Source organism: Kribbella sp. NPDC050820 (assembly GCF_040653975.1).
In the GTDB taxonomy this organism is placed as follows: Bacteria; Actinomycetota; Actinomycetes; order Propionibacteriales; family Kribbellaceae; genus Kribbella.
This window is the reverse complement of sequence record NZ_JBFAHB010000086.1, coordinates 16395-36358: the sequence shown is the minus strand read 5'-3', so window position 1 is coordinate 36358 and position 19964 is coordinate 16395. Positions and strand designations below refer to the sequence as shown.

The following is a 19964-nucleotide window of genomic DNA, read 5'->3' as shown; positions in this document are numbered from 1 at the left end:
GGCGCGCCGAAGGCGCGCCCTTGATCCATAAGAGGTCAATCCGGCAACAGAGCCGCGATTCGGGGATGAGTCAGTCAGGGCACGAAAGACGGCGTGTCGACCAGCCGGCATGTTCGAGGGGAGGATTGGTCGCATGACACTGCTGCGCCCAAGGACAGCGCGCGCGATCGCCACATATCCGGACGCGCCGGTGCGCTATCACCGACCATTTCTGCGCACGGTCGCCGGAGCCTTCCTCGTGGGCGAGTCGGTACTCAGCATCCTGCTTACGTACTTTCCCGAGGGCAAGGGCGATGACCTAACTGGCGGCGATTGGTCGTTTCAGATCCTCTTCCTCGTCCTGCTGGGCGGGCTGTACCTCTATGCCGCGTCCTCGCTTGTCGTGACGCGGACACATGTCGTCGTCCGCAACCCGTTCCGGACAGCGGCGATCCCCTTGGGGCAGGTCGAGGCAGCAGTCAGCGGAAGTAACCTCCGGATCAAGACTGCGAGCCGGAGCTTCATCGCCGCCGGGGTCGAGGCTGCTAACGCCCAGGCCTTCAGCGACAACTTCGGTACGCAGGGCGATCTCGCGAAGCTCATCAACCGTGTCGCCGCGGAGGTTCGGGCACGAGGCGTTGTTGACGACACGGAACCTGCGCGCTACCGCTTCGCATTGCCCGATCCGCTGTTCCTGGCGTTCGCAGCAATCCACGTCGTCGGCGCGGTGGTGTTGATACTCAATGATGGGCCATTGAGGCTCCAGCAGTAGCAGGTTCGATCGTCAGATGCTCGCCTCGTTGAGCACCGGCCAGAGTGCGCGTTCGAAGGCCTCGAAACGGCCCTGACGGGCCGGCAGCGTCTGGGGCCGTTCGGTCAGTGCTTGACCTGTCTTCCGGCCACGCCAGTCGGTTGCTGGGCGTTGGAAGAGGGCGCCGGAGGGGTAGTCGGCCAGGTCGAGGGTGCGGACGTGTTTGAAGCCGCGGTTCTCGTAGTAGCGGTGGAGGCCGATGTTGTCGGTCCACACATCGATGCGGACCCAGCGGTTGCCGAGCTGGCCGGCGCGGTCGCATGCCCAATCGATCGCGTCATCACAAGACCGGCGTACTTGCGGCGCACGATCAGCCGGTGCAAATACATCGCGGGTTCGGCCTGCTCGTCGGGCGTCCAGAGCTGGGGGTCCGAGAAGGAATCGAGCGCGACCGTGGCGGCGGTGCTGCCGTCGTCGGTGCGAATCATCCAGGTCTCGCCGGCGCGGATGCTGGTGAGGATGCGCTCGGACTGGGCCTCGGGGTTCGGCCATGCGACTGCCCACTGGTTGATGCCGCGCTTGGCGAGCCACTGGCTGGCCTCGGTCCGCATGGCGAGGATGACCGGTAGGTCTTCGATGGTGGCCTGTTCGACGATCATGACGCCGCGCCGCCGTTCTCGCCGGTGTACGCGTGGAGGTCGCCGATTTCGTACACGACGCGGTTGCGGTCGCCGGCGAAGATCGTGAGCGTCAGGCGTAGGGGTCGCTTGTCGCTGTACGTCGTCCGCACGTAGACCAGGACCGGGGTCCCCGCGTTGAGGCCGAGCTTGCGGGCCTCGTCTGGTCGGGGCATCCGTGTGGTCAGCTCGTCGACGTACCCGCCGCGGAACGTGAACCGTCACTTCGATGCCCTGTGCGCCAAGTCCGGCGTACGGCGAATCCGGTTCCACGACCTGCGGCACTCGTGTGCGTCATTGCTGTGGAGTCAGGGTGTCCCGCTTGAGCAGATTCAGGACATTCTCGGGCACGCTGACCCCCGCACCACGAAGGTCATCTACGTCGATGTGGCCGAGGAGTTGCAGCGGGACGCCGTGGACCGGCTCGGGTTCCTGTTCGAGGAGCCGGAGGAATGACGTTGGGGTCAATCGCGGGGGTCAAGAGGGCGGCGAGCACCACAGCCGCGCTATGTGCCGTTCACTCCAACAACACAAAAGCCCAGGTCAGAGAATGTCTGCCTGGGCCTTCACGAAGCGCGCTCGGAGGGATTCGAACCCCCAACCTTCTGATCCGTAGAGACGTGCATGTCGTAAAAGGCAGGCAACTGCAGCGTACTTCAGTGTCTTTGACTCCGGTCGCCGTGGACTCCAGCATCCGCTAGTAGACGTGAGTTCGTGCCCAAAACCATGCCCACGCGTCGGGGTTCGCGACGATGTTCTCGACGCGCAGCCTTGGCGCTCGGCGCGTGCGGGGTTCCAACGCTGATGTGGTTGCCGAAGTGGCCGGCGAGGGCTACTCGACCATCGTTCGCCTCACATCCACGCAGGACATTCCAACGACTGCGGAGCTGATCCATGGTGCGATTGGTGCCGGAGGTCGAGTGGTAGCGCGTGCCGAGGCAATGCGGGAAGGGGCGTGCTGGCGGCAACCGCGCGGGAAGCCGTGAGGTCAGGCACACGCTGAGCAACTGCGGACAGGCCGATATCCCGCTAGGGTGACTACCCCATGACCCCATGGAGGGAGGGGTCGTGGTCTGTGAGGCGGGCGTCGGGGTAGGAAGGGTGAACAGGGGGTGCCACATGGCTTCTACAAGCCGCGACCGGATCCGTGTTATCTAGACCAACTGGAGTGCCTAGGTGCCTTCAACGGCGAGAAGCGCTGGCGCTCCAAAGACGGGCGCCTGTATACGTGGGATCCCCTACACGGCGAGATTGAAGTTTTCAACTCGCGTGGGCGCCATATCGGCGTACTGGACGCAGTCACCGGTACCATGATAAAGGAGCCGCGCAAAGGGAGGAGGATCGATGTCTGAGACAGCCGCGTTCGTTGACGCTGTTCTAGAGGGTCGTGCCCTGCCACAGGACATCGACGACTACATCGATAGCTGGCATGACACTCCAGGTGCGCCCGATTCAGTTTCTGAGTTCCTCGGGCTGACGACCGATGAGTACGGCCTGTGGGTCGAGCGTCCAGAGTCGCTCCGATTCGTGTTCGCTGCCCGGAAGCATCGTCGCTCGGTGGCGGAAATCAGGGACGTCGCCACTGCGGCTGCGGCGGCCGCCCGGGCAGAGAACGACGACGAAGCGAAGAAGTTGCTCGCGTGGCTACAGCAAACCGGACGGTATGAGCCCAATAACCGCAGTTGAACGGCTCGCTGACACGCTCGTTGAGCGACTCGACCTGCATCCGCCTGTGGACATCCTGAAGCTTGCCCAGGAGTTTGCGGATGTTGAAGAGCTGGAATGGTCATACAACTGCGACGGTCTCGCAGTCGAACTGAACTCGAAGCGGCCAAAGATCTTTCTCAGGCAGCAGAGTCCGATGTACCGGAAGCGCTTTACCGCAGCACACGAGTATGGCCATATTCGGATATCATGGCACGTCGATATCGTCCAATGCCACCAGGACCCCACCGCGCCATCCGCTGTGGCACCAGAAGGTAGCGAACGCGACCTTGGCCGCACGCTCGCGGAGCGGCAAGAGTGGGAGGCCAACCGCTTTGCGTCGAGGCTCCTCGTCCCGCATAGGTTTCTGCAGGCCATCACAAGTTCCTACCGCGAGGTGCCTGCGTTGCTGGCGGAGTTGGCTACTGCTGATGTCTCGGCATCTGCAGGCATCATCGCGTTGGCTAGGAATCTGCCGCCTGGATACGTCTTCCACGTTCCTGGCCTGCGATGGCCTTTCGTCAGCAGTCGCGGCACTCGTGAATACGTACACGCGGATGAATTCGGTTCTTGGAACTTAGCAACGCTGGATAGGCGATCCCGCTCGAAGGGCACCGTGATCCATCAGGGCCAGCCGATCGATTGGTGGCAGACGGCCCAGGTTCTCACTGGGACTGCGCCACCAGATGACAAACGCGCTGCCGCTGAGGTTCTCCGGGCCGCGATCGGATCGGTCTATCCAACCGACCGAGCTGCCTCGATGGCAGCCAAGATCAGTGGGAAGACCGCTGGCCTGCTCTCACAGGCTCCCGATTTGAACCGCGCCGACGACATACTCACGTTGCTGAGATACCGGCTCGCCGACGATGTCGAGTGCGCCGATCTCTTCGGCACTGCCGACTTTGACCTCTACCTGGTGAAGAGGGCGATCCAGTACGCCGACAAGCGGCGCAGCCGGCGCGACTAACCCGCGCTGTGGCGGCGAAGCGCGTCCGTGCCCCAGGTGCGACGTGCACCGGGCACGCTAGTTCTCACTTCGAGTCCACCCACTGGTCACGGCCACGAATAGGACCGTGGCCTAGGAAATTGTCGGCGGCCGGTGAGATCGTGTTGTGGTATGAAGCTCATGGGCCGTGACTTGGACCGAATCCGCCGGGAGCACCTGCGCGGTGTGAAGGTCGTGCAGTTCGCCGAGCTGTGGGTTGAGGCGGAGCGCCGGCACGACGCGTTGCGGTCCGAGAGTGGGGTCGATTGGTACCTGGCCGGCGTGCTGGCTGCTTGCCGGTGGCTCGCGAACGCTGGGATCACGTACGAGTTTCCGATCGATGGGCGCCACGGTGAGCTGGCCAGGGCGCCGCTGAGCCGAAGGTTCGACTTGGCGATCGAGGAACTGATCGAGGAAGAGACGCTGTTGGCGGAGCGACTGGTTGGCCGGTGGGAGTGGCCGGGACGGCCGGGCTACGTCGAGGGTGTGTTTGTGACGTTGGCCTGGGTGTGGCGGCGGTCGGGGGTGCCGCCGATCGAGGTGAAGGCATCGCGGGCGAGCTGACCCGGTGAGTGGTGGCTCTGCCACCTGGTCACAAGCGCTGCAGCAACCTGCAAACGACTGTTCGAATCCCGGCGCCGCAACTACGCTGCAGAGAATGAACGGGGCCGATAGCAACCAAAACGCCAACAGTCCGAACCCCTCCTCGCCGCGGGTTCCTGACCCTCGCGCCCTCGGAGCGCCCGGGCAACACCCACCCCTCCTGCGGGCTGGTCACGTGGCGATGCCCGGTCAGGTGCCTCCCCGCCCGCCGGCGCCGCTACCGCCACGGCCCGGGTCGATCGTCCCGCCGAAGCTCCCGCAGCTGCCGAAGTTCGTGCGCAAGGTGAAGCCCTCGGCGTGGATCGAGCTGGCGGTCGCTGTGCCGTGGCTGTGGTGGAGCTGGCTGTCGATTCAGTTCCTCGGGGTCCCGTGGCGTGGCCTGTACTGGATCGGCCTCGCCGTCTGGGGCGTGTCGGCGGCTGTGGTTGTCCTTCACCCGCGTGCGGAGGATCTGCTCGCATGGCGGGTGCATCGACTCCGGCCACCGTCGGCATGGGAGTCCCAGCGGCTCGGCCCGGCCTGGTGGGCGGTCTGCACCGCCGCCGGGGTCGACCCCGACCGGTACCGGGTGTGGGTGCACGAGGGGCCGGAGGCAACAGCCCCGATCACCCCGGGATCCTCCGTGGCGGTGACGAGCTGGGCGGTGTACTCGCTGCCGCCCCGCCACCTGGAGGCCGTCCTCGCGCACGAGCTGGCGCACCATTTGGCGGTGCCGCGCGCGGTGTCGCTGCTGCTGTACTGGCTGGCTCTGCCCGCCCGCCTGATGGGCCGGGTGATCGTCTTTTGCTTGCGGCATCGGGTGTTGTCGATCCTGGCCAAGATCGTCATAGGGTTCTTGCTGGTGGGTGTACTCGGGGTTTGGTTCTACCTTGGGTTCTCGCACTACGTGGTGTTTTTGCTGTCGCCGTTCCTCGCGCCGGTCCTGGCGCCGTGGGCTGGCCGCACACAGGAGAAGCTGGCCGACCGGGCGGCCGTGGATCTCGGGTACGGCGAGTTCTTGGCGGAGGTCTTCACCGGCCGGGAGGTTCAACGGGCGCAGGCCTGGCACAACGCACCACGACCCGGCTTGAAGGGCGCGCAGCCGCTGGACTCAGTCCGGCTACGGGCCCTGGAGCGGCTGCTCACGTCGACCCCGCAGCGGGGGCTGTGAGTGTGACTGTGGCGTCGGTTCGAGCGGGCGCGGCGCCGGCTCAGGTTGCTGCCGGATGGAGGCGGCCGGGCTCAGTGCCGCTCCGGGGGTATCGCCGGAAGTAGAGGAATGATCACTATCCGTGATCGCATGGCGTGAATTTTCCTCATTTCGCCATTTCTCGGTAACCGAGAGTGTCCAAAGTCTGGTCACGCGCTACCCGGGCGAGGGCCGCCGGCGCTACGTTCAGGCAAGGCCCCGGCCTGGCCCCGGGTAATCTCCCCAGCGCACACGGTACCTGGTCGACGGCTCAAGGGCCCCGGGACGCGTTCCCACCCCCATCCCCTGACTCTGAGGGTGGGACCGTCCCGGGGCCCGAGCCAACGGGCAACTGCGCGCGGCCCGCCATGTCGGCGCCCCCGTGGGCCGACCTGAGATGGAGACTACCCGACCCATCCGGTGATCGTCTGGGCAAGGGGTGAACCGGCCGCCCGTCGACGCATAGGAGTTGATGGCGATGAGTACAGGGTTCGCGATCTTGTACGCCGTCGCCATCGGGCTGTGCTGCTACCTGGCCGCGACACAACGACGCGATCGCTGAGCACGGCGACCACAGGCCGACCGCCATTCGGCATGTGTGTCGCGGCCGCGACATCTCAAGGCATGGCGTAGCAACCGATAGTTGACCAGGCGCGACGAATCGCAAGATCATCGCTTGCGACGAAAGGGGGACTTCGATGTCCAACGTGGAGGGTGGCACGCGGGTCGCGGCGGCGATCGGCGTGATCAAGTGGGTGCTGATCGGCCTGGCGGTTGTAGTCGCGGTGAGCTCAGCGCTGGGGATCGCGCTCGAGGACAACTCGGCCTCGTATGCGGTGACCGTTGCGTTAGCAACGATGGCGGCTACGGCAGTGTGGTGCCTGCTGGTATGGGTTGTGTTCGGCTGGTTTGAGCACTCACTGTTGGCGCTCGTGGCGATCGCACGGAACACATCGGCGAAGACACCGGGCGATGTGCCGACGCATCCAGCGTCCCGCTAGCTTTAGACGCTGTGGACGCGGCGTGCGAGCGTCCCGTCCAGCCTGAGGCCCCCACCCTCCGAGTGGGGGCCTTGGTGCATCCCGACGGGACCCGGTTGCAGCGCGGGACCATCTGCGAGCAGCTCGGGGGTGTCGGTTATGCCACCATGCCGGTGCGGCACAGCGTCTTGAGTTGGGTCAGGGTGAGTTCCTGGGTATGGTCGGCGGCCTTGCTGGTGACCCACGTCCAGGCCTTATCACCCTGCTGCAGGGGCCGCGCGGCCTCGTTGGCGGAGATGCCGTACCCGTCGCGTTCCACGATCTGATGGATCATCTCGGCCAGAGCAGTGGGCCCGCCGCCGCCGTAGCCGGCGCTGTAGCCGCGGCCGCGCTGCTCGGGCAGGATGTGCAGCGTTCCGGCCTCGGTGCGGACCCACTGCATGCCCGCCTCATGGTCGATGATCAGGCTGCTGAGTCGCTCGGTTTCTGGCAGCGCGAGCGGCGCGAACGTGAGGTGTACCCAGTTTTCGATGTTGCCACTGACGGTCCGGTAGTGGCGGGCGACCACTGGGAGCCAGGTCACGGGATCGCGGTAGGTCCGGCGACACACACCCGTCCCCGCCGACCGCGGATGGGGAGTCGGGGTCGTCGTAGACACACGGATCCCACAGTGACCGCGCATCGCTGCTGCCAACGAGTGCGACGTGCAGGGCATCGGGGTCGCAGTCGTCGAGCCGCCCGACCCATTCCTTCGCGTAGCGGCTGGTAGCGGCCTCGAAGCTCAGGGGGCCGTTGATGCCGGAGCCGGCGAACAAGGGCGGCTCGATGTAAAGCACGAAGTGCCAGTACCCGCGCTGCTCGTCGTGGGTGAAATGAAGGTCGCGATCGTGCGTGTAGACCATGGACGCTGTCCCCCTGTCAGCTGGATCGTCATCGACTGCGTGACGCCAGTCGCCTCCGTAGAGTACTGGACGCTAGGCGACAGGCAGCCGGGAAGACCACAGTCTGGATCTCGCGGCGTGGTGAGGAACACGCGCCTGGTCGAAAGTGCCGGTGCCTGGTGGGATCGTGTTGTGGCGTGGAGCTGACTGCCCGGGATTTCGAGCGGATACCGCGGGAGAACCTGCGGATACCGGTGCATGAGTTCGCCCGTCTGTGGTTGACGGCCGAGCGGCGCGGCGACGCGCTGGCGGCTGAGGGCCGCGGCGACTGGTACCTGACCGGCGTGCAGATGACGTGCAGCTGGTTGGCTGGTGCCTTCGTGACCTTCAACTACCCGGCCGGGCCGGTCCGGCAACGGTCGCAGGCTCCGATCACCGAGGACCACGCAGAAGGCCTACGAGGAACTGATCGCGAGGGAAACTGACGCCGCCGAGCTCGCGGTTGCCCGCGGCGGACTGCACGATCGCCCGGGTTTCGCCGAAGGCGCGATGGCGACCCTGGCATGGGCCTGGCGCCGATCGGGTGTGCCGCCGATCGACGTAGCGCACCGGCAAGCAGGCTGATCCGAGGTAGGTCACAGGTTCCGTACAAGGGGGCCTCAGGGAGCCACTGGCTGGCGGCCTTGAGGCCCTTTCGTTCGGTCCACCAGCCCGATGCCGAGGTTCAGGCTGGTCGACAGCGCGGGTGTCGGGCTCGTGCGGTGAGTCCTGAGGTGATAGCGCGCTCGGCCTCGCCACGGGGCAGACCTGGGCGGCCGGCGGCGCCGCGAGTTGTTCACGTGTGGTCGGGGATCGTCCACGAGGCGGGATCGACCCCCAACTCGCCGAGTGCGAATGCGCACCGTGCGTACTATTGATCACTCAGCGGCAGGGGGGAACCTGCCAGCGTTACGACGAGCGACCTGGGGGCTGTTGGATGAAGACCAAGGATTCCGATCCGGGGAAATGGGCGTACCCCGACCACACCAAGGCGAAGCACGAGATCTTCGAGCAGTACTTGCTCGCGTGGTTTCCGATCCTCGCGAGTACCAACGGCCGGATTCTGGTGCTGGACGGCTTCGCGGGGCGCGGGATCTACAACGATGGGTCGAAGGGATCCCCGATCATCGCGCTGTCGGCGCTGCTGAACCACTCGCACTGGCAGCGGATGTCGCATCGCGAGTTCGTGTTTCTCTTCATCGAGCACGACGAGGACAACGCGGCCAGCCTGCTGTCGGCGATCGACGGGTTCAAGGCAGCGTGGGCAGCGGAGAACGACCGACCGTTCCCCGACAACGTGAAGACGAGAGTCGTGAACGGCACGTTCGAGCAGGAAGCTCAAGCGATGTGTGACTGGCTCGCGGAACAGAAGAGGAGCCTGGCTCCGACGTTCGCGTTCGTCGACCCGTTCGGTTGGACGGGCCTGCCCATGAAGCTGCTCGCCGAGCTGTTGAACCACAAGAGCTGCGAGGTGTTCATCAACTTCATGGTGGGCTTCATCAACCGGTTCATCGAACATCCTGACCAGACTGAGAACATGAACGAGTTGTTCGGCCTGGACGCCGAGCAGGTCCTCGCCGACTTCGACGGCACGGACCGGGTCGCGCACCTGCGTGACGTGTACATCCGCCAGCTGGTGGAGGTCGCCGACTTCCCGTGGGTGCGGTGGTTTGCGATGAAGAACTCGACCGGGAACGTGGGGTACTACCTCATCCACGGAACACGCCACATCTTGGGTGTGGAGAAGATGAAGGACGCCATGTGGAAGACGGCGCCGTCCGGTGACTTCTCCTTCTCCGACCGGTTGGCGGGCCTGGACGTCCTGTTCACCCCAGAGGCCGACCTCACCCCGCTCCGTTCCGCGCTCCTGCACAAGTACGCGGGCGCTGGTCCCGTCATGGTGAAACCCAGCATCGAGGAATGGGTTGTCCTCGAAACGCCGTACCGCAAGCCCCACCTGACCGCCACGCTGAAGCAGCTCGAGAAGGCCGGGCTGATCCAGGTCAACCGACCCAAGGGGCCGAAGCAGCAGTTCGCCGCCGGCGTGACGGTGGTCGTGCCGTAGTTCAGGCGGTGACCGGCATTTCGTCCCAGACGCGGCCGGCCAGCTCGCGGCCGTGCGCCTTCGGCGTGCGGCCGCCCCATTGCTTGAAGAAGAACGCCACGTCCGCGGCCACACATTGATCCCGAATGTCCTCGACCCACGCGGACTCCATCGGTCGCGCCCGCGGGCCCGACTCGCCACCGGCGATCACCCAGTCGATGCCGGTGAGATCAAGGTTCGGCAGCGCGGTCAGCAGGGGCTCACAGGAGAGGAACCGCGTGCTGGCCGGCGCGGTCCTCAGCTGGTCGACGCGGTCCAGGACGTCGGCGGACTCGACCGACACCCCCATCCAGAGATTCCCCGGCCAGTCGAGCCGCTCGGCGACGCGTTCCAGCCGGCGGGCGCGTTTGGTCAACACCTGATAGGTGTGCTGAGGCGTGTCGCGAATAACGTCGAATATGTCCCGGATGAAGGCGATCGGCACCCTGGCGTGGAAGAGGTCGCTCATCGAGTTCACGAACACCAGCTTCGACCCCCGCCACCGGTATGGCTGGTCGAGAGCCTTGGGGTGGATCGTGACGCCGAAGCCTGGTCCGGAGGTCCGGGGATCCCCGTCGTTTTGGTACTTCTCGGCACCCATCGCTTTCAGCCGCTTCGCGAGTGCGAGCGCGTAACAGTTGTCACATCCCGACGCGACGCGATCGCATCCCGTAACCGGATTCCAGGTGACCTCTGTCCATTCAATTCCGGTGGCAGCCATGTATATTCTTCCCCCAACCGAACATGTGTTCGATTAATTAATGCCGACTATACCCCAACCATCCGTAGCTCGGGCGAACATACACGCAGCCAACTGCGTGACCGATGGCGGGCGGGAGGAGACGTTCTGGTCCTGAGTTACTTCTCTACGTCGTGCCTCGCGGTCGTCGAAGCCCGGCGCTCAGGCCGGACTCGATCGTGCGCTGCGCTTCTCGGCGGCCGAGCCCGATCCGCAGCGCGGCGGACAGGAGCTCGTCACGTACGGTCTGAGCGTCGAGCGCGCCGGCGGCCGCGACACGGCCGAGCGCGTAGGCCGATCCGTTCAGGTCATGGTTGCGGCGACCGGGTGTGGAGCTCAGCAGGTGTTCGAGCTGGCCGGTGAGCGCTTTCAGCCCGTACGCAGCGCCGAACCTTCGGGGGTTGCCTGCCGGGCGTGTGATCGGGGGTGCGTCGGGCCCGGTCAGGGCGAGGATGACCCAGTCAGGGAGCGTGGCTGGGCGGCGGATCACATCCGCGCGGTATCGCTGTCCCCCCAGGACCGATCCGGCGCCGACGACGTAGCCACCGTGGCCTCGGGTGTCGATCTTCCACCCGAGTCGCCCGGCAGTGTTGCCGAGTTCGGTGCCGTCGGGTTGCCGGTAGTAGAGGTGACGTCCGCCCGAGGGCGTGGTGACGGTCCAGGTTCGGGGCATGGCCTGGTCCGCGTCGTCGGCGAGCTGGTCGAGCACGTCGCGCCCGCAGGTGGCACCGCGGGAGTGCCAGGGTTCGGGCACGGTCTCGCTCCCGTGCTTGGGCCGGTCCAGGTCGATCACCAGCAGCCCGGACGGGCCGGTGGCGACGCCGATGTTGTACGGCGCTTCCCGCCACCAGCGGGTGAGCTGCTCGGGGTCTGTCGTTGCCTGGTGCGGCCAGTCCTCGATCGCGGGGGTCTTCGAGCCGGGTCGGAGGGGGAACACGGCCAGGCCGCGGGCGGCGTGCCAGTGCGCCGACCGGGCCAGCCGGTCGGGTCCTTCTCCTCGAGCCCCGATCCGCCTCGGCCTTGCCCTGCGGTCTTTTGTGGGGTTCACGGTTCGATCTCCTGACGGTGCGGCTGTACCCGCTCGCTGCGTACGCGGCGAGCGGTCGGCTGGTCGGGGCGGGGCCGGATTTCGAGGTAGACGCGGACACCGAACGATCCCCGGTTCGGGTAGGCGCGGTCCCCGCCGGCGACCTCGAAGGCTTCGCTGAGGTGCGTGATCATCGCGTCGATCTCGTCGGGTTCTCCGGACAGCCTGACCTTGATCGTCATCACGTGGTTCTCCTGTTCTCGCCGACGGTCAGTGCTAGGGGGTTGGGGTGCCGTAGTGGGCGAGGGTGGGGATGCGCAGGTGCGGCCAGTGCCCGGCGGCCAGGAGCGTGGTGGCGTGGCGTTGGCCGGCTGCCCAGTCCGGTGCGGTGTCGCTGCCGGGCAGTGGTGTGGTTTCGCGGGCGTGCTGGTAGAGGACGCTGGCCAGGTCGCTGCCCCACCCGTCGGTCAGATCGTCGTTGCTAGCGGGGTAGTTCGGGTCTTCGTCGGCGAACCGGACGGTCACGGTCAGGTGGCCGGGGAAGCGGTCCGGGTCGTCGTTGCGCAGCTGCTCCAGCCGGGCTTGGACGGCCGCGGTGAACCGTTGCTGGTAGTCGATGCGATCCCTGTGCTCGAGCTCGGCGAGCAATCCTTCGGCGTCTTCGATCTGCTCCAACTGGTCCAGGGTCAACCGGTCGCGCGACGGGGTCCAGCCGTCGCCGAACAGCGTCTGGCCGATGTGGTTGGTGCTGGCCTCGTAGGTCTCGAACATGCCGAGGTCGTCCAGCTCGTAGACGCTGTTGACCACAATCTCGACCGGTTCGGTGCGGTAGGTCAGCAGGTACTCGTCGTCGTACCCGACGGTGGAGCGCAGCAGGTCGCCGACGCCGGCGGCTTCCCACGATCCTGGGCGTCCGGCGGTCACGGCTTCGCTGCTGCCGAGGTTGGCGGCGACTGTGGCGAGTAGGTGCGTGATGAACTCGGCGCCGTCACCTGGGCGCTGGTTGGCGTTGATGGCGCGGATCGCGTGGGTGACCGCGGTCACGGCCACCTGGAAGTCGTCCGGTCCCTCGGGGCTGCTGGTGGTGGTCATGGAAATTCTCCTCGGGCTCTCTGGGGTCAGGAGGGGGCGTGGGCGGTCAGCACGTGCCCCGGGCCGCCGGCGGCGACCTTCGCGACCGCGACGCAGGCGGACCGTTGCGGGTCGAGCCAGGACAGCTGCTGGTCCTTGGACAGGTCACCCATCGCCAGCCGGCGGGCCTGGCCTTCGTCGGCGGCGATGACGACCTGGGCGTCGGGCTCCTGGTAGTCGATCTCGTCGGTGCGGGTCAGCAGGTAGAGCGTCAGGCCGGTGTTCTGTTCAGTCATGTGCGGTCTCCTAGCTCGTCGGGTCTGGGGTTGTTCGGTCATGTGCGGTGCGGCGGCGCTGGTTGCGGGGCCGGTTCCGGTGTTGTTTGGATGCTTGGTGGGGGCGGCATGCGCGGCCGCCCCCAGCTGGTGGGGTCGGCGGGCGAGGCCGATCCCACCAGCTCGTCAGGCGGCGTTCAGGTCGGCGAGGTCGTGTCCGAGGGCTTCGGCTACGGCGGCGATCAGATCGCGGGCGGCGGGTGGGGTGACGGCGTTGCCGAGCTGGCGGACCTTCTCGCGCTTGTTGCCCAGCACCACGTAGCCGGGCGTGAACGCCATTCCGGCGGCGACCTCGTGCGGCTCCAGCATCCGGAACAGGCAGTCCTCCACCGCCACGGTCTGCGGCTCCAGCAGCGACTGGTGCCCGGCGGTGGTGAGGGTGCGCAGCGTCTCGGTCGCGGGGGTGCACATCTCCGCACCCGAGTGGCGCGATCCGTTGTTGCGCATGATCAGCGCGTACCGATCCCGGGTCGTGAACGTCCCGTGCGGCTCGCTGGTGGGTCGGGTGGTGGCGTGGCCGTAGTAGGGCATCAGCAGCGCGTGGTGGTTACCGTTGGCAGCGAACGTGTCGAACGGCTCCGACACCTGCTTGGTCGTGTTGTTGTTGCGCAGCGGCACCACCAGCGCCTCCGACTCACGCGTGGTCCTCGTTCGCATCACGTCGGTCAGCGGGGTCGCGGTCTCGTTCCAGGTGCCACCGGCCGGGACCAGGAGTCCGGTCTCGTTGCGGGTGGTCATGGTCCGCATCGGCTCCGAGATCGGGGCGGCGGTTTTGCCGGCGCGGCCCTCGACCGGCACCAGCAGCTCCGGCTTCACGTAGCGGGCCAGTCCGGCGCGGATCCGGGCCATGGTCTTGTCGGCCAGCGGCCTCGTCCGGTCCCCGATCCGCTCCCCCACCAAGCTCCAGTCGATCGCGGCAGCGGCCGGGAGCCAGCCCGGCTCGACCACCTGGTTGCGGCAGGCAACGTTGGGGCAGCGCCACACGTACTGCGCCCGGTAGCGGCCCCAGGTGCGCTCGGGCTTCTTCCACGCCTGCATCGCCCGCACCGTCGCGTCACAGCCGGTGCAGTACGCCTGCGGCCGGGTCCACCGGTTCAGGTCAGGGCAGGTCGTCGTGCGCAGGTGCGCGACCACATAAAGCCTGTCGCGGCTTTGAGGTGCGGGCAGCCCGCCGGCCTGGGCGTGCATGCTGTTGAGGTAGACGACGTGGGTGCAGTAGCCGAGCGCGTCCAGCCCGGAGCGCCAGGCCGGCCACAGCACCCACAGCGCGGCGTCGACCACGTTCTCGACCACGATGGCGGAGTAGCGGTGGTGCTCGGCGAACCGGACCACGTCCCACATCGTCGCCCGCGACCGCTCGGCCGCCTCGTCCGGCAGCGTGTCACCGAACAGGTCCGGCATCGCGTCCACATTGCGCTTCTTGCCCTTGGCCTGGGAGTGGTTGGTGCACTCCGGCGAGGCCCACAAGATGTCGGTGCGGGGGTAGCGGGCCGGGTCGACCTGGGACAGGTCCGCGCAGTCGTGGTCGGTCAGTGGGTGATTTTCGTTGTGGCTCGCCACAGCGAGCTTCCAGTGGTTCGCAGCCATCCGGACCGTGACACCGGGAACCTGGATCGCGCCGGTGCTCGAGCCGCCCGCGCCGCAGAACAGGTCGGTGAGCGTGGCGGTCATCGGGCACCCGCCTTGCGGCCGGTGGTGGTTGTGGTCTTGCGTCCGCCGGTCTGTGTGTAGAGGTGGGGGCAGCACTGCCGCGATCCGCAGTGGGCGTGGTTCTTGACGCTGCACGACGCGGTGCAGGTCTCGCGGCCGGTGGTGGCTTGCTTCTTCACGGTGGTCTCCTTGCGACTGGTCCGTTTGCCGCTGGTGGGCTTGTGTGGCGGCAGCCCCGTCCTTTGGGGCCTGCCGGCTACTGCCGCCTACCGGACCGGCTAGAGGCTCCGCGCGAAGCGGTTCCGAAAGTTCTCGGCTGGTGGACAAGGAAACAAGCGAGCGCAGCGAGCGCCGCCGTCCATCAGGCGAGAACTTTGGGGACCGGTTCGGGTGGAGGGGGCCGGTCTGGTAGCTGCCCACCAACCCCAGCCGGAGAAGGGATTTCGTCCCGGCCGGAGGCCGGGGTGCTCTCCCGCCCGCCAGGGGCGGGAGAGCCTGGACTACGCGTAGCCGCTAGTCGTCGTAGCTGCCCAGTTCCATCACCGGACCGCTGTCCTCGGCGGCGCGCTCGACGGACCGGGCCGGTGCCGGCCTGCCGCGATCGGCGCGGGTGTCGTCGACGTGCCAGCGGGTGAGTTCTTCGGCCCGCGCTTCGGCTTCGGCGTCGTCGTGCCGTTCCTCGGCTGCGCGGCGGTGCTGAATCTCGATCAGTGCCCGCTGGGCTCGGCGTACCGCCTCGGCGGTCTCGTCCGCGGTCGGAACCCGCGGCGTGTCGGACTCCGCAACGGGCTCCTCGCCGGCCGCGGCCTCGCGAATGTCGACCGGCGCCTGGCGCTCCAGCACCGCACGGTCCTCGGCCGACTCGGCCCGGTCGGCGTCACCGTCGCTGCGCGCCTCGGAGGCGTGCGTGTTGTCGTCGGCAACGATTTCCGCGTCCGGGATCTCGTCGGCAGCGACAGCGGCCACCTCGGCCTTGCTGGCTAGCTGGTCGTTGACCAGTTCCGCCTCCACGAACTCATCCCCGGGCACGGCCTCGATCGTGTCGGCTTCGCGCTGCTGCGCGACGTCGGCCAGCTCGTGCTCGTCGGTGACCTCGCGGTGGGCGTCCTCGCCCTGGTCGGCGGCGTGCCGGTCGGCCAGCCATTCCTCGGTGGTGAGGCCGTCGTCGGAGTTGTCGATGCCGCGTTCCTTGAGTTCGTCGGCGGCGCGCCGGGCCGCTTCGCGGGTGGCGGCGGTGTGGGCGTACCACTCGGCTCGGGCTTGGTCGGCGCTTCCCAGCTCGGCCGCGCGGGCGTCGAGTGCCTGTGCGAGCGCCCTGGCTTCGGCGGCTTGGGTTCGCAGTCGTTGAGCGGTCTCCGGGTCGCTGCTGGCGGCGGCCTCGGTCTCGCGAAGGGTTGCTGTGCGGCGCTGATCGTCGGCGTGCTGCCGGGTTCCGGCGAGTTCTTCGGCGACCGATGGTGGCGCCCACGCCTTCTCGCGCTCGTAGGCGCGGACCCTGACCCGGAGCTGGCCGTTGGACATCTCGGCCTCGGCCCGGTCGGTGTCGGGCCGTCCGAGCGCGCGCCATGCGGCCCGCCACGCGGCATAGGCCTCGACCTGGCCCGGCTTCGGCGCCGGACCGAGCGCGGCGTCGTCCGCGGTCACTCCCGCGAGCTCGCGGTGGGCGACCACGACCGCGGCGCGCTCGACCCACGCGGCGCGGCCCGCGGGATCGGCCGGCGCCGGGCCGAACGCCTGGACTGCCCAGGAGGGCGCGTCGGCGGCCAACTCTTCGGCCATGGTCGCGGCGCGCTGGTCGGCTTCGGCCGCCAGCTGGTGCAGATAGCTCGACCAGGCCTCGTCCTCGAGTCGCGGCAGCCAGGCGACGTGGTTGTCTCCGGCCGGTTCGAGCCGGGTGGTCTTGGTGATGCGGTCGTGCAGGACATAGGACAGGCGGCGAACTCCGGTCAGCGTCCGCGCGCCCACCGCGTCGGCGAGCACCTGGCGCGGGTCGTTCCCGGCCAGCTCCGCGCGCCGCAGCAAGGTGGCCAGGGTCCCGGCGCCGTCCTCGGCGGCGAGTTTGGCGCGCTGCGGCGCGGTGAGCAGGCCCTGCTCGGTCAGGTCATCGAGCCACTGCGCGCAGCGGCCGGCGGTCGCCACCGCGATGCCGTCGGTGAGGAGTTCGGCCGGTGTGCGCAGGTGACCGGCCTCGGCGGCGGCCTCGGCCTGGGCTTGCAGCGCCGAGATCTGCGGCCGGTCGAGGTCGAACGCGGCACCGAGCACGGTCAGCGGCGACCGCTTCGCCGCCGTCTTGGTTTCGCCGACCTCCGCGGTCGCCGCGATCGCTTGGGTGACCACATGCGCCGTGTTCGCGACCCGGCCCCGGCTCATCGCCACATACAGCGCGTACAGCGAGGTGCTCTGTGTGGTGACCGAGTGCACGGTGTCGACGGTGAGGCCCTGCGACGAGTGCACGGTCGCGGCGTAGCCCAGCGCGACATGCTCGCGCACGTAACGCGCGGGCAGTTCCACTGTCTCCCCGGGGACGCGGCGGCGGGTGCCGCGCTCCAGCGGGGCGACGATCAGCCCACCGTCAGGTCGGGTCTCGAGCACCTCGAACTCGTCACGGTTGAACACGGCCCGCCGGTTGTCCTTGTAGCTGGCGAGTCGCCAGTCGTTGTGGCGAGCCTGGATCAGGTCACCGGCGCCGGCGTGGGTGCCCTGCGCGGCGAGAAGCACGGTGGCGGTGTCATCGACGCGGCCGTATTCGACGAGCTTGGCGCGCAGCTGCGCGCTGACCTGGGCGGCCTGGTCGTTGGTGTCCACGATCAGCAGCGAGTGCAGGCCGCTGAGGTGATCGGCCAGCCAGGCGTCGGCGGCGGTGCGCTGGGCGCGCTCGATGGTTCCGCCGTCGAGGATGCGGCCCTGCTTGTGGTACTCGGCCAGCACGGTCTGGTCACCGGCGCGCAGCCGCAGCGACGCCGGGCCTTCCCAGTCGGCCCGGAACCTGCGGGTCTCGGTCAGTTCGTGCGTTTGGGCGCCGGAGGCAACCAGTTCCATGCCGCCGGCGGCGCCGACCGCGGCGAGCTGGCGGTGGTCCCCGACCAGCAGCAGCTTGGCTCCGGCCTCGTCGCACAGCCGGTTGATGGTGGCCAGGTCGCTGGTCGCGGCCATGGCGGACTCGTCCACGACGACGAGGTCACCGTCGCGCAGCTGCCAGGCCAGTTCCTCGCGGCTGGCGGAGCCGTCGGCGATGTGCTGCTGGGTCATCAGCCAGCGGGTGATGTTCTTGGCCGTGACGCCGTCGCCGGCCAGCACCTCGGTCGCGACCTGGGAGGCCGCGAGCCCGATCATGCGGTGCTGCTCGCCGAACCACAGGTCGGGGTCCTCCCAGGCCTTCGCGAGGGCGCCGACGACGCGGGATTTGCCGGTCCCGGCCGGGCCGATCAGCGTCTCGACCTTCGCGCCGGAGGTGAGGATGCCGCGCACCGCCGCCTCCTGATCGGCGCCCAGCTGGAGACCCGCCTCGGCGAGCTGCTTGCAGAACGCCTCGGCCAGGTGCGGCTGCACGAGCGCCGCACCGCGGGCATATCCCGCGCGGGCCAGCTGCCGCTCGGCCTTCAGGTGGTCGCCGGTGGCGTAGCGGGTGCCGCCGGGTGCCCGGTACGAAGAGGTCCCGTCGGCCAAGCGCAGCTCGGCGGGCAGCATCGTCTCGCCGGGCCGCTGCGCGGCCAGCACGACCGCCTTGCGCAGACCTTCCTCGGTGAGCTGGTCGAGCAGCTCCACGATCTGCACCGGTGTCCGGTCGCCCAGGTCGTCGGGCAGCGCGTTGCTGATCTCGCGGGTCAGGTCGGGGGCCTCCCACTCGGCCTGCTTGTGCTGGATCTCGGCCAGCGCGATGTCGAGCACCTTGGCCTCGTTGAACGTCTCCGGATCCGGCGCGGTGCCGGTGGTCGCGAGCACGTTCTGCGCGACCTTGCCGAGTCCCCCGCGGACCTCGGCGCGCAGCTGGCGATCCCACCGTTCCAGCCGCTGCTCGACGGTCTCGCCGTCGTGGGACTTGGCCTTGCGGGTGGCCAGCGCCGCCTGCTGCTGGATGTAGGCCAGTTCCAGGTTGTTCGGCACGCGGTCGTGCTTGGCCTCGAACGCGCGCACCAGCGCGGCGGTCTTCTTCGTGATCGCCTTGCGCCGCGAGGAGAACAGGTCCATCACGGCCTGGTCGATGCCAGCCACCTCGCGGGCCTTGCCGTCCGGGCGCATCTCGAACCGGACGCCGAGCGCCTTGGCCAGGTGGTGCTCCATCACCCGCTCACCGACCGCGCCGGCGGCGGGCTGGTAGCGGTGCAGCGCCTCGCCGTCGACGGTGCGCCACTTGCCGTCGGTTCCCTGCACGCGGTTCAGGATCGCGTTGTGGATGTGCAGCTGCGGGTCGTGGTCGCGGCTGTCGTGCTGGAAGAACGACGCGATGGTCCAGTCGTGGGCGTCGTCCCACCGGCCGGCGGCGCCGCCCCAGTGCCCGACGCGGGTGTAACCGGCCTTGTCCTGCAGGTAGGTCAGGGCGGCCCGGTTCCCGGCCCAGATCGCGTCCTCGACCGCTTGGCGGTACTGCCCCCACGACGCGGCCTCGGTCTCGGCCCGGTGCACCGCCTGCGTGCACTGGTGCACCGCGCCGGCGTCACCGGTGCGGTGCGCCTCCGCGAGCGCACCGCGGGCCGCCTCGGCCGCACCGAGCGCCTGCACCTCCTGGGCCTCGAAGGCGGTGTGCAGCACCGTCACCGACTTCTGCACCGAGAACGTCGCGTCATGGAACGCGACGTTCTTGCGCACCGACTTGCCCGCCAGTGCACGCAGTTCGGTGCGGCGCTCCGCGTCCGCACCGGGCTCCTTGGCCAGTGCGTCGGCGTAGACCTGCTCCTCGGTCTTGTAGTTGCGGCCGGTGTGGCCGAGGGTCTCGGCCTCGTCCCAGCGGGCCGGGTCGCGGAACGCGTCGTCGCGCGGGTCGATGAACCGCTCGTACAGCGCTGTCATGTCCTGCGCGTCGACCTCACCGGTCAGGCCGAGCGCATCGGCGCCCTTGCCGAACCAGCGCCCCGGCGGCTCACCGGCCGCGACCGCGCCGGTGTAGTAGTTCTCCCGCCCGGACGCCACCGCGCCCGTCAGGTAGTCGGCCCGGTGGCCGCTGCGCACGCTCAGCACGAGGCACCTCCGGCGACTCGGGCCGAGCCGCGCCCGGCGCTGTTGCGCAGGGCGAAGCCCGGGCACTGCCGACGACGCGAAGCGGAGTGACGGCTCCACTTGATCGTGATGCATAGG

At 68.2% G+C, this 19964-nt stretch carries 21 protein-coding genes; 10 read left to right on the top strand and 11 right to left on the bottom strand.

Annotated elements, in window-relative coordinates:
- Positions 1–133: 133 nt before the first annotated feature.
- Positions 134–751: a hypothetical protein gene (locus AB0H36_RS41685; RefSeq protein ID WP_360536506.1), complete on the top strand. Its 618-nt coding sequence runs from the start codon at positions 134–136 to the stop codon at positions 749–751.
- Positions 752–855: 104 nt separating this feature from the next.
- Here AB0H36_RS41685 and AB0H36_RS41680 read toward each other — a convergent pair whose 3' ends face one another.
- Positions 856–1389, bottom strand: a complete 534-nt coding sequence (locus AB0H36_RS41680) for a hypothetical protein (protein WP_360536504.1) — start codon at positions 1387–1389, stop codon at positions 856–858.
- Positions 1386–1583, bottom strand: a complete 198-nt coding sequence (locus AB0H36_RS41675) for a UTRA domain-containing protein (RefSeq protein ID WP_360536502.1) — start codon at positions 1581–1583, stop codon at positions 1386–1388. The genes AB0H36_RS41680 and AB0H36_RS41675 overlap by 4 nt, the downstream gene beginning before the upstream one ends.
- A gap of 4 nt (positions 1584–1587) precedes the next feature.
- On the opposite strand from AB0H36_RS41675, the gene AB0H36_RS41670 reads away from it, so the two are divergent.
- From AB0H36_RS41670 to AB0H36_RS41640, 7 genes are all read left to right on the top strand, one after another.
- Positions 1588–1863 (top strand): tyrosine-type recombinase/integrase, encoded by a 276-nt coding sequence (locus AB0H36_RS41670; RefSeq protein ID WP_360536500.1) that lies wholly within the window; start codon positions 1588–1590, stop codon positions 1861–1863.
- A 656-nt stretch (positions 1864–2519) separates the two neighbouring features.
- Positions 2520–2759 (top strand): colicin E3/pyocin S6 family cytotoxin, encoded by a 240-nt coding sequence (locus AB0H36_RS41665; RefSeq protein ID WP_360536498.1) that lies wholly within the window; start codon positions 2520–2522, stop codon positions 2757–2759.
- Positions 2752–3093, top strand: coding sequence for a hypothetical protein (locus tag AB0H36_RS41660; protein WP_360536496.1), 342 nt, complete (start codon positions 2752–2754; stop codon positions 3091–3093). The genes AB0H36_RS41665 and AB0H36_RS41660 overlap by 8 nt, the downstream gene beginning before the upstream one ends.
- 46 nt (positions 3094–3139) lie before the next feature.
- Complete coding sequence (locus AB0H36_RS41655; protein ID WP_360536494.1) at positions 3140–4078, top strand: ImmA/IrrE family metallo-endopeptidase; 939 nt, start codon at positions 3140–3142, stop codon at positions 4076–4078.
- Between the two features lie 150 nt (positions 4079–4228).
- A complete protein-coding gene (locus AB0H36_RS41650; RefSeq protein ID WP_360536492.1) occupies positions 4229–4660 on the top strand; it encodes a hypothetical protein in 432 nt (143 codons plus the stop codon).
- Positions 4661–4880: 220 nt separating this feature from the next.
- A complete protein-coding gene (locus AB0H36_RS41645; RefSeq protein ID WP_360536490.1) occupies positions 4881–5849 on the top strand; it encodes a M48 family metalloprotease in 969 nt (322 codons plus the stop codon).
- Positions 5850–6565: 716 nt separating this feature from the next.
- A complete protein-coding gene (locus AB0H36_RS41640; RefSeq protein WP_360536488.1) occupies positions 6566–6868 on the top strand; it encodes a hypothetical protein in 303 nt (100 codons plus the stop codon).
- A gap of 136 nt (positions 6869–7004) precedes the next feature.
- Here the strand turns inward: AB0H36_RS41640 and AB0H36_RS41635 are convergent, their stop codons facing one another.
- Positions 7005–7430 (bottom strand): hypothetical protein, encoded by a 426-nt coding sequence (locus tag AB0H36_RS41635; protein WP_360536486.1) that lies wholly within the window; start codon positions 7428–7430, stop codon positions 7005–7007.
- 495 nt (positions 7431–7925) lie between these two features.
- Between AB0H36_RS41635 and AB0H36_RS41630 the strand changes: the two genes are divergently transcribed.
- Positions 7926–8213, top strand: a complete 288-nt coding sequence (locus tag AB0H36_RS41630; RefSeq protein ID WP_360536484.1) for a hypothetical protein — start codon at positions 7926–7928, stop codon at positions 8211–8213.
- 491 nt (positions 8214–8704) lie between these two features.
- Positions 8705–9832 carry a three-Cys-motif partner protein TcmP gene (locus AB0H36_RS41625; RefSeq protein WP_360536482.1) on the top strand — a complete coding sequence of 376 codons (1128 nt, stop codon included), beginning with the start codon at positions 8705–8707 and terminating at the stop codon, positions 9830–9832.
- A gap of 1 nt (position 9833) precedes the next feature.
- Here the strand turns inward: AB0H36_RS41625 and AB0H36_RS41620 are convergent, their stop codons facing one another.
- From AB0H36_RS41620 to mobF, 8 genes are all read right to left on the bottom strand, one after another.
- Entirely contained in the window at positions 9834–10571 is a 738-nt protein-coding gene (locus AB0H36_RS41620; RefSeq protein ID WP_360536480.1) for a phage Gp37/Gp68 family protein, read from the bottom strand.
- A gap of 145 nt (positions 10572–10716) precedes the next feature.
- Positions 10717–11637 carry a bifunctional DNA primase/polymerase gene (locus tag AB0H36_RS41615; protein ID WP_360536478.1) on the bottom strand — a complete coding sequence of 307 codons (921 nt, stop codon included), beginning with the start codon at positions 11635–11637 and terminating at the stop codon, positions 10717–10719.
- Positions 11634–11858, bottom strand: coding sequence for a hypothetical protein (locus AB0H36_RS41610; RefSeq protein WP_360536476.1), 225 nt, complete (start codon positions 11856–11858; stop codon positions 11634–11636). Before AB0H36_RS41610 ends, AB0H36_RS41615 begins: the two co-directional genes overlap by 4 nt.
- 34 nt (positions 11859–11892) lie before the next feature.
- Positions 11893–12708, bottom strand: coding sequence for a hypothetical protein (locus AB0H36_RS41605; RefSeq protein WP_360536474.1), 816 nt, complete (start codon positions 12706–12708; stop codon positions 11893–11895).
- A 26-nt stretch (positions 12709–12734) separates the two neighbouring features.
- Complete coding sequence (locus AB0H36_RS41600) at positions 12735–12983, bottom strand: hypothetical protein (protein WP_360536472.1); 249 nt, start codon at positions 12981–12983, stop codon at positions 12735–12737.
- A 165-nt stretch (positions 12984–13148) separates the two neighbouring features.
- Complete coding sequence (locus AB0H36_RS41595; RefSeq protein WP_360536470.1) at positions 13149–14693, bottom strand: DNA cytosine methyltransferase; 1545 nt, start codon at positions 14691–14693, stop codon at positions 13149–13151.
- Positions 14690–14851: a hypothetical protein gene (locus AB0H36_RS41590; protein WP_360536469.1), complete on the bottom strand. Its 162-nt coding sequence runs from the start codon at positions 14849–14851 to the stop codon at positions 14690–14692. Before AB0H36_RS41590 ends, AB0H36_RS41595 begins: the two co-directional genes overlap by 4 nt.
- 334 nt (positions 14852–15185) lie before the next feature.
- Positions 15186–19847 (bottom strand): MobF family relaxase, encoded by a 4662-nt coding sequence (gene mobF, locus AB0H36_RS41585; RefSeq protein WP_360536467.1) that lies wholly within the window; start codon positions 19845–19847, stop codon positions 15186–15188.
- Between the last annotated feature and the right edge of the window lie 117 nt (positions 19848–19964).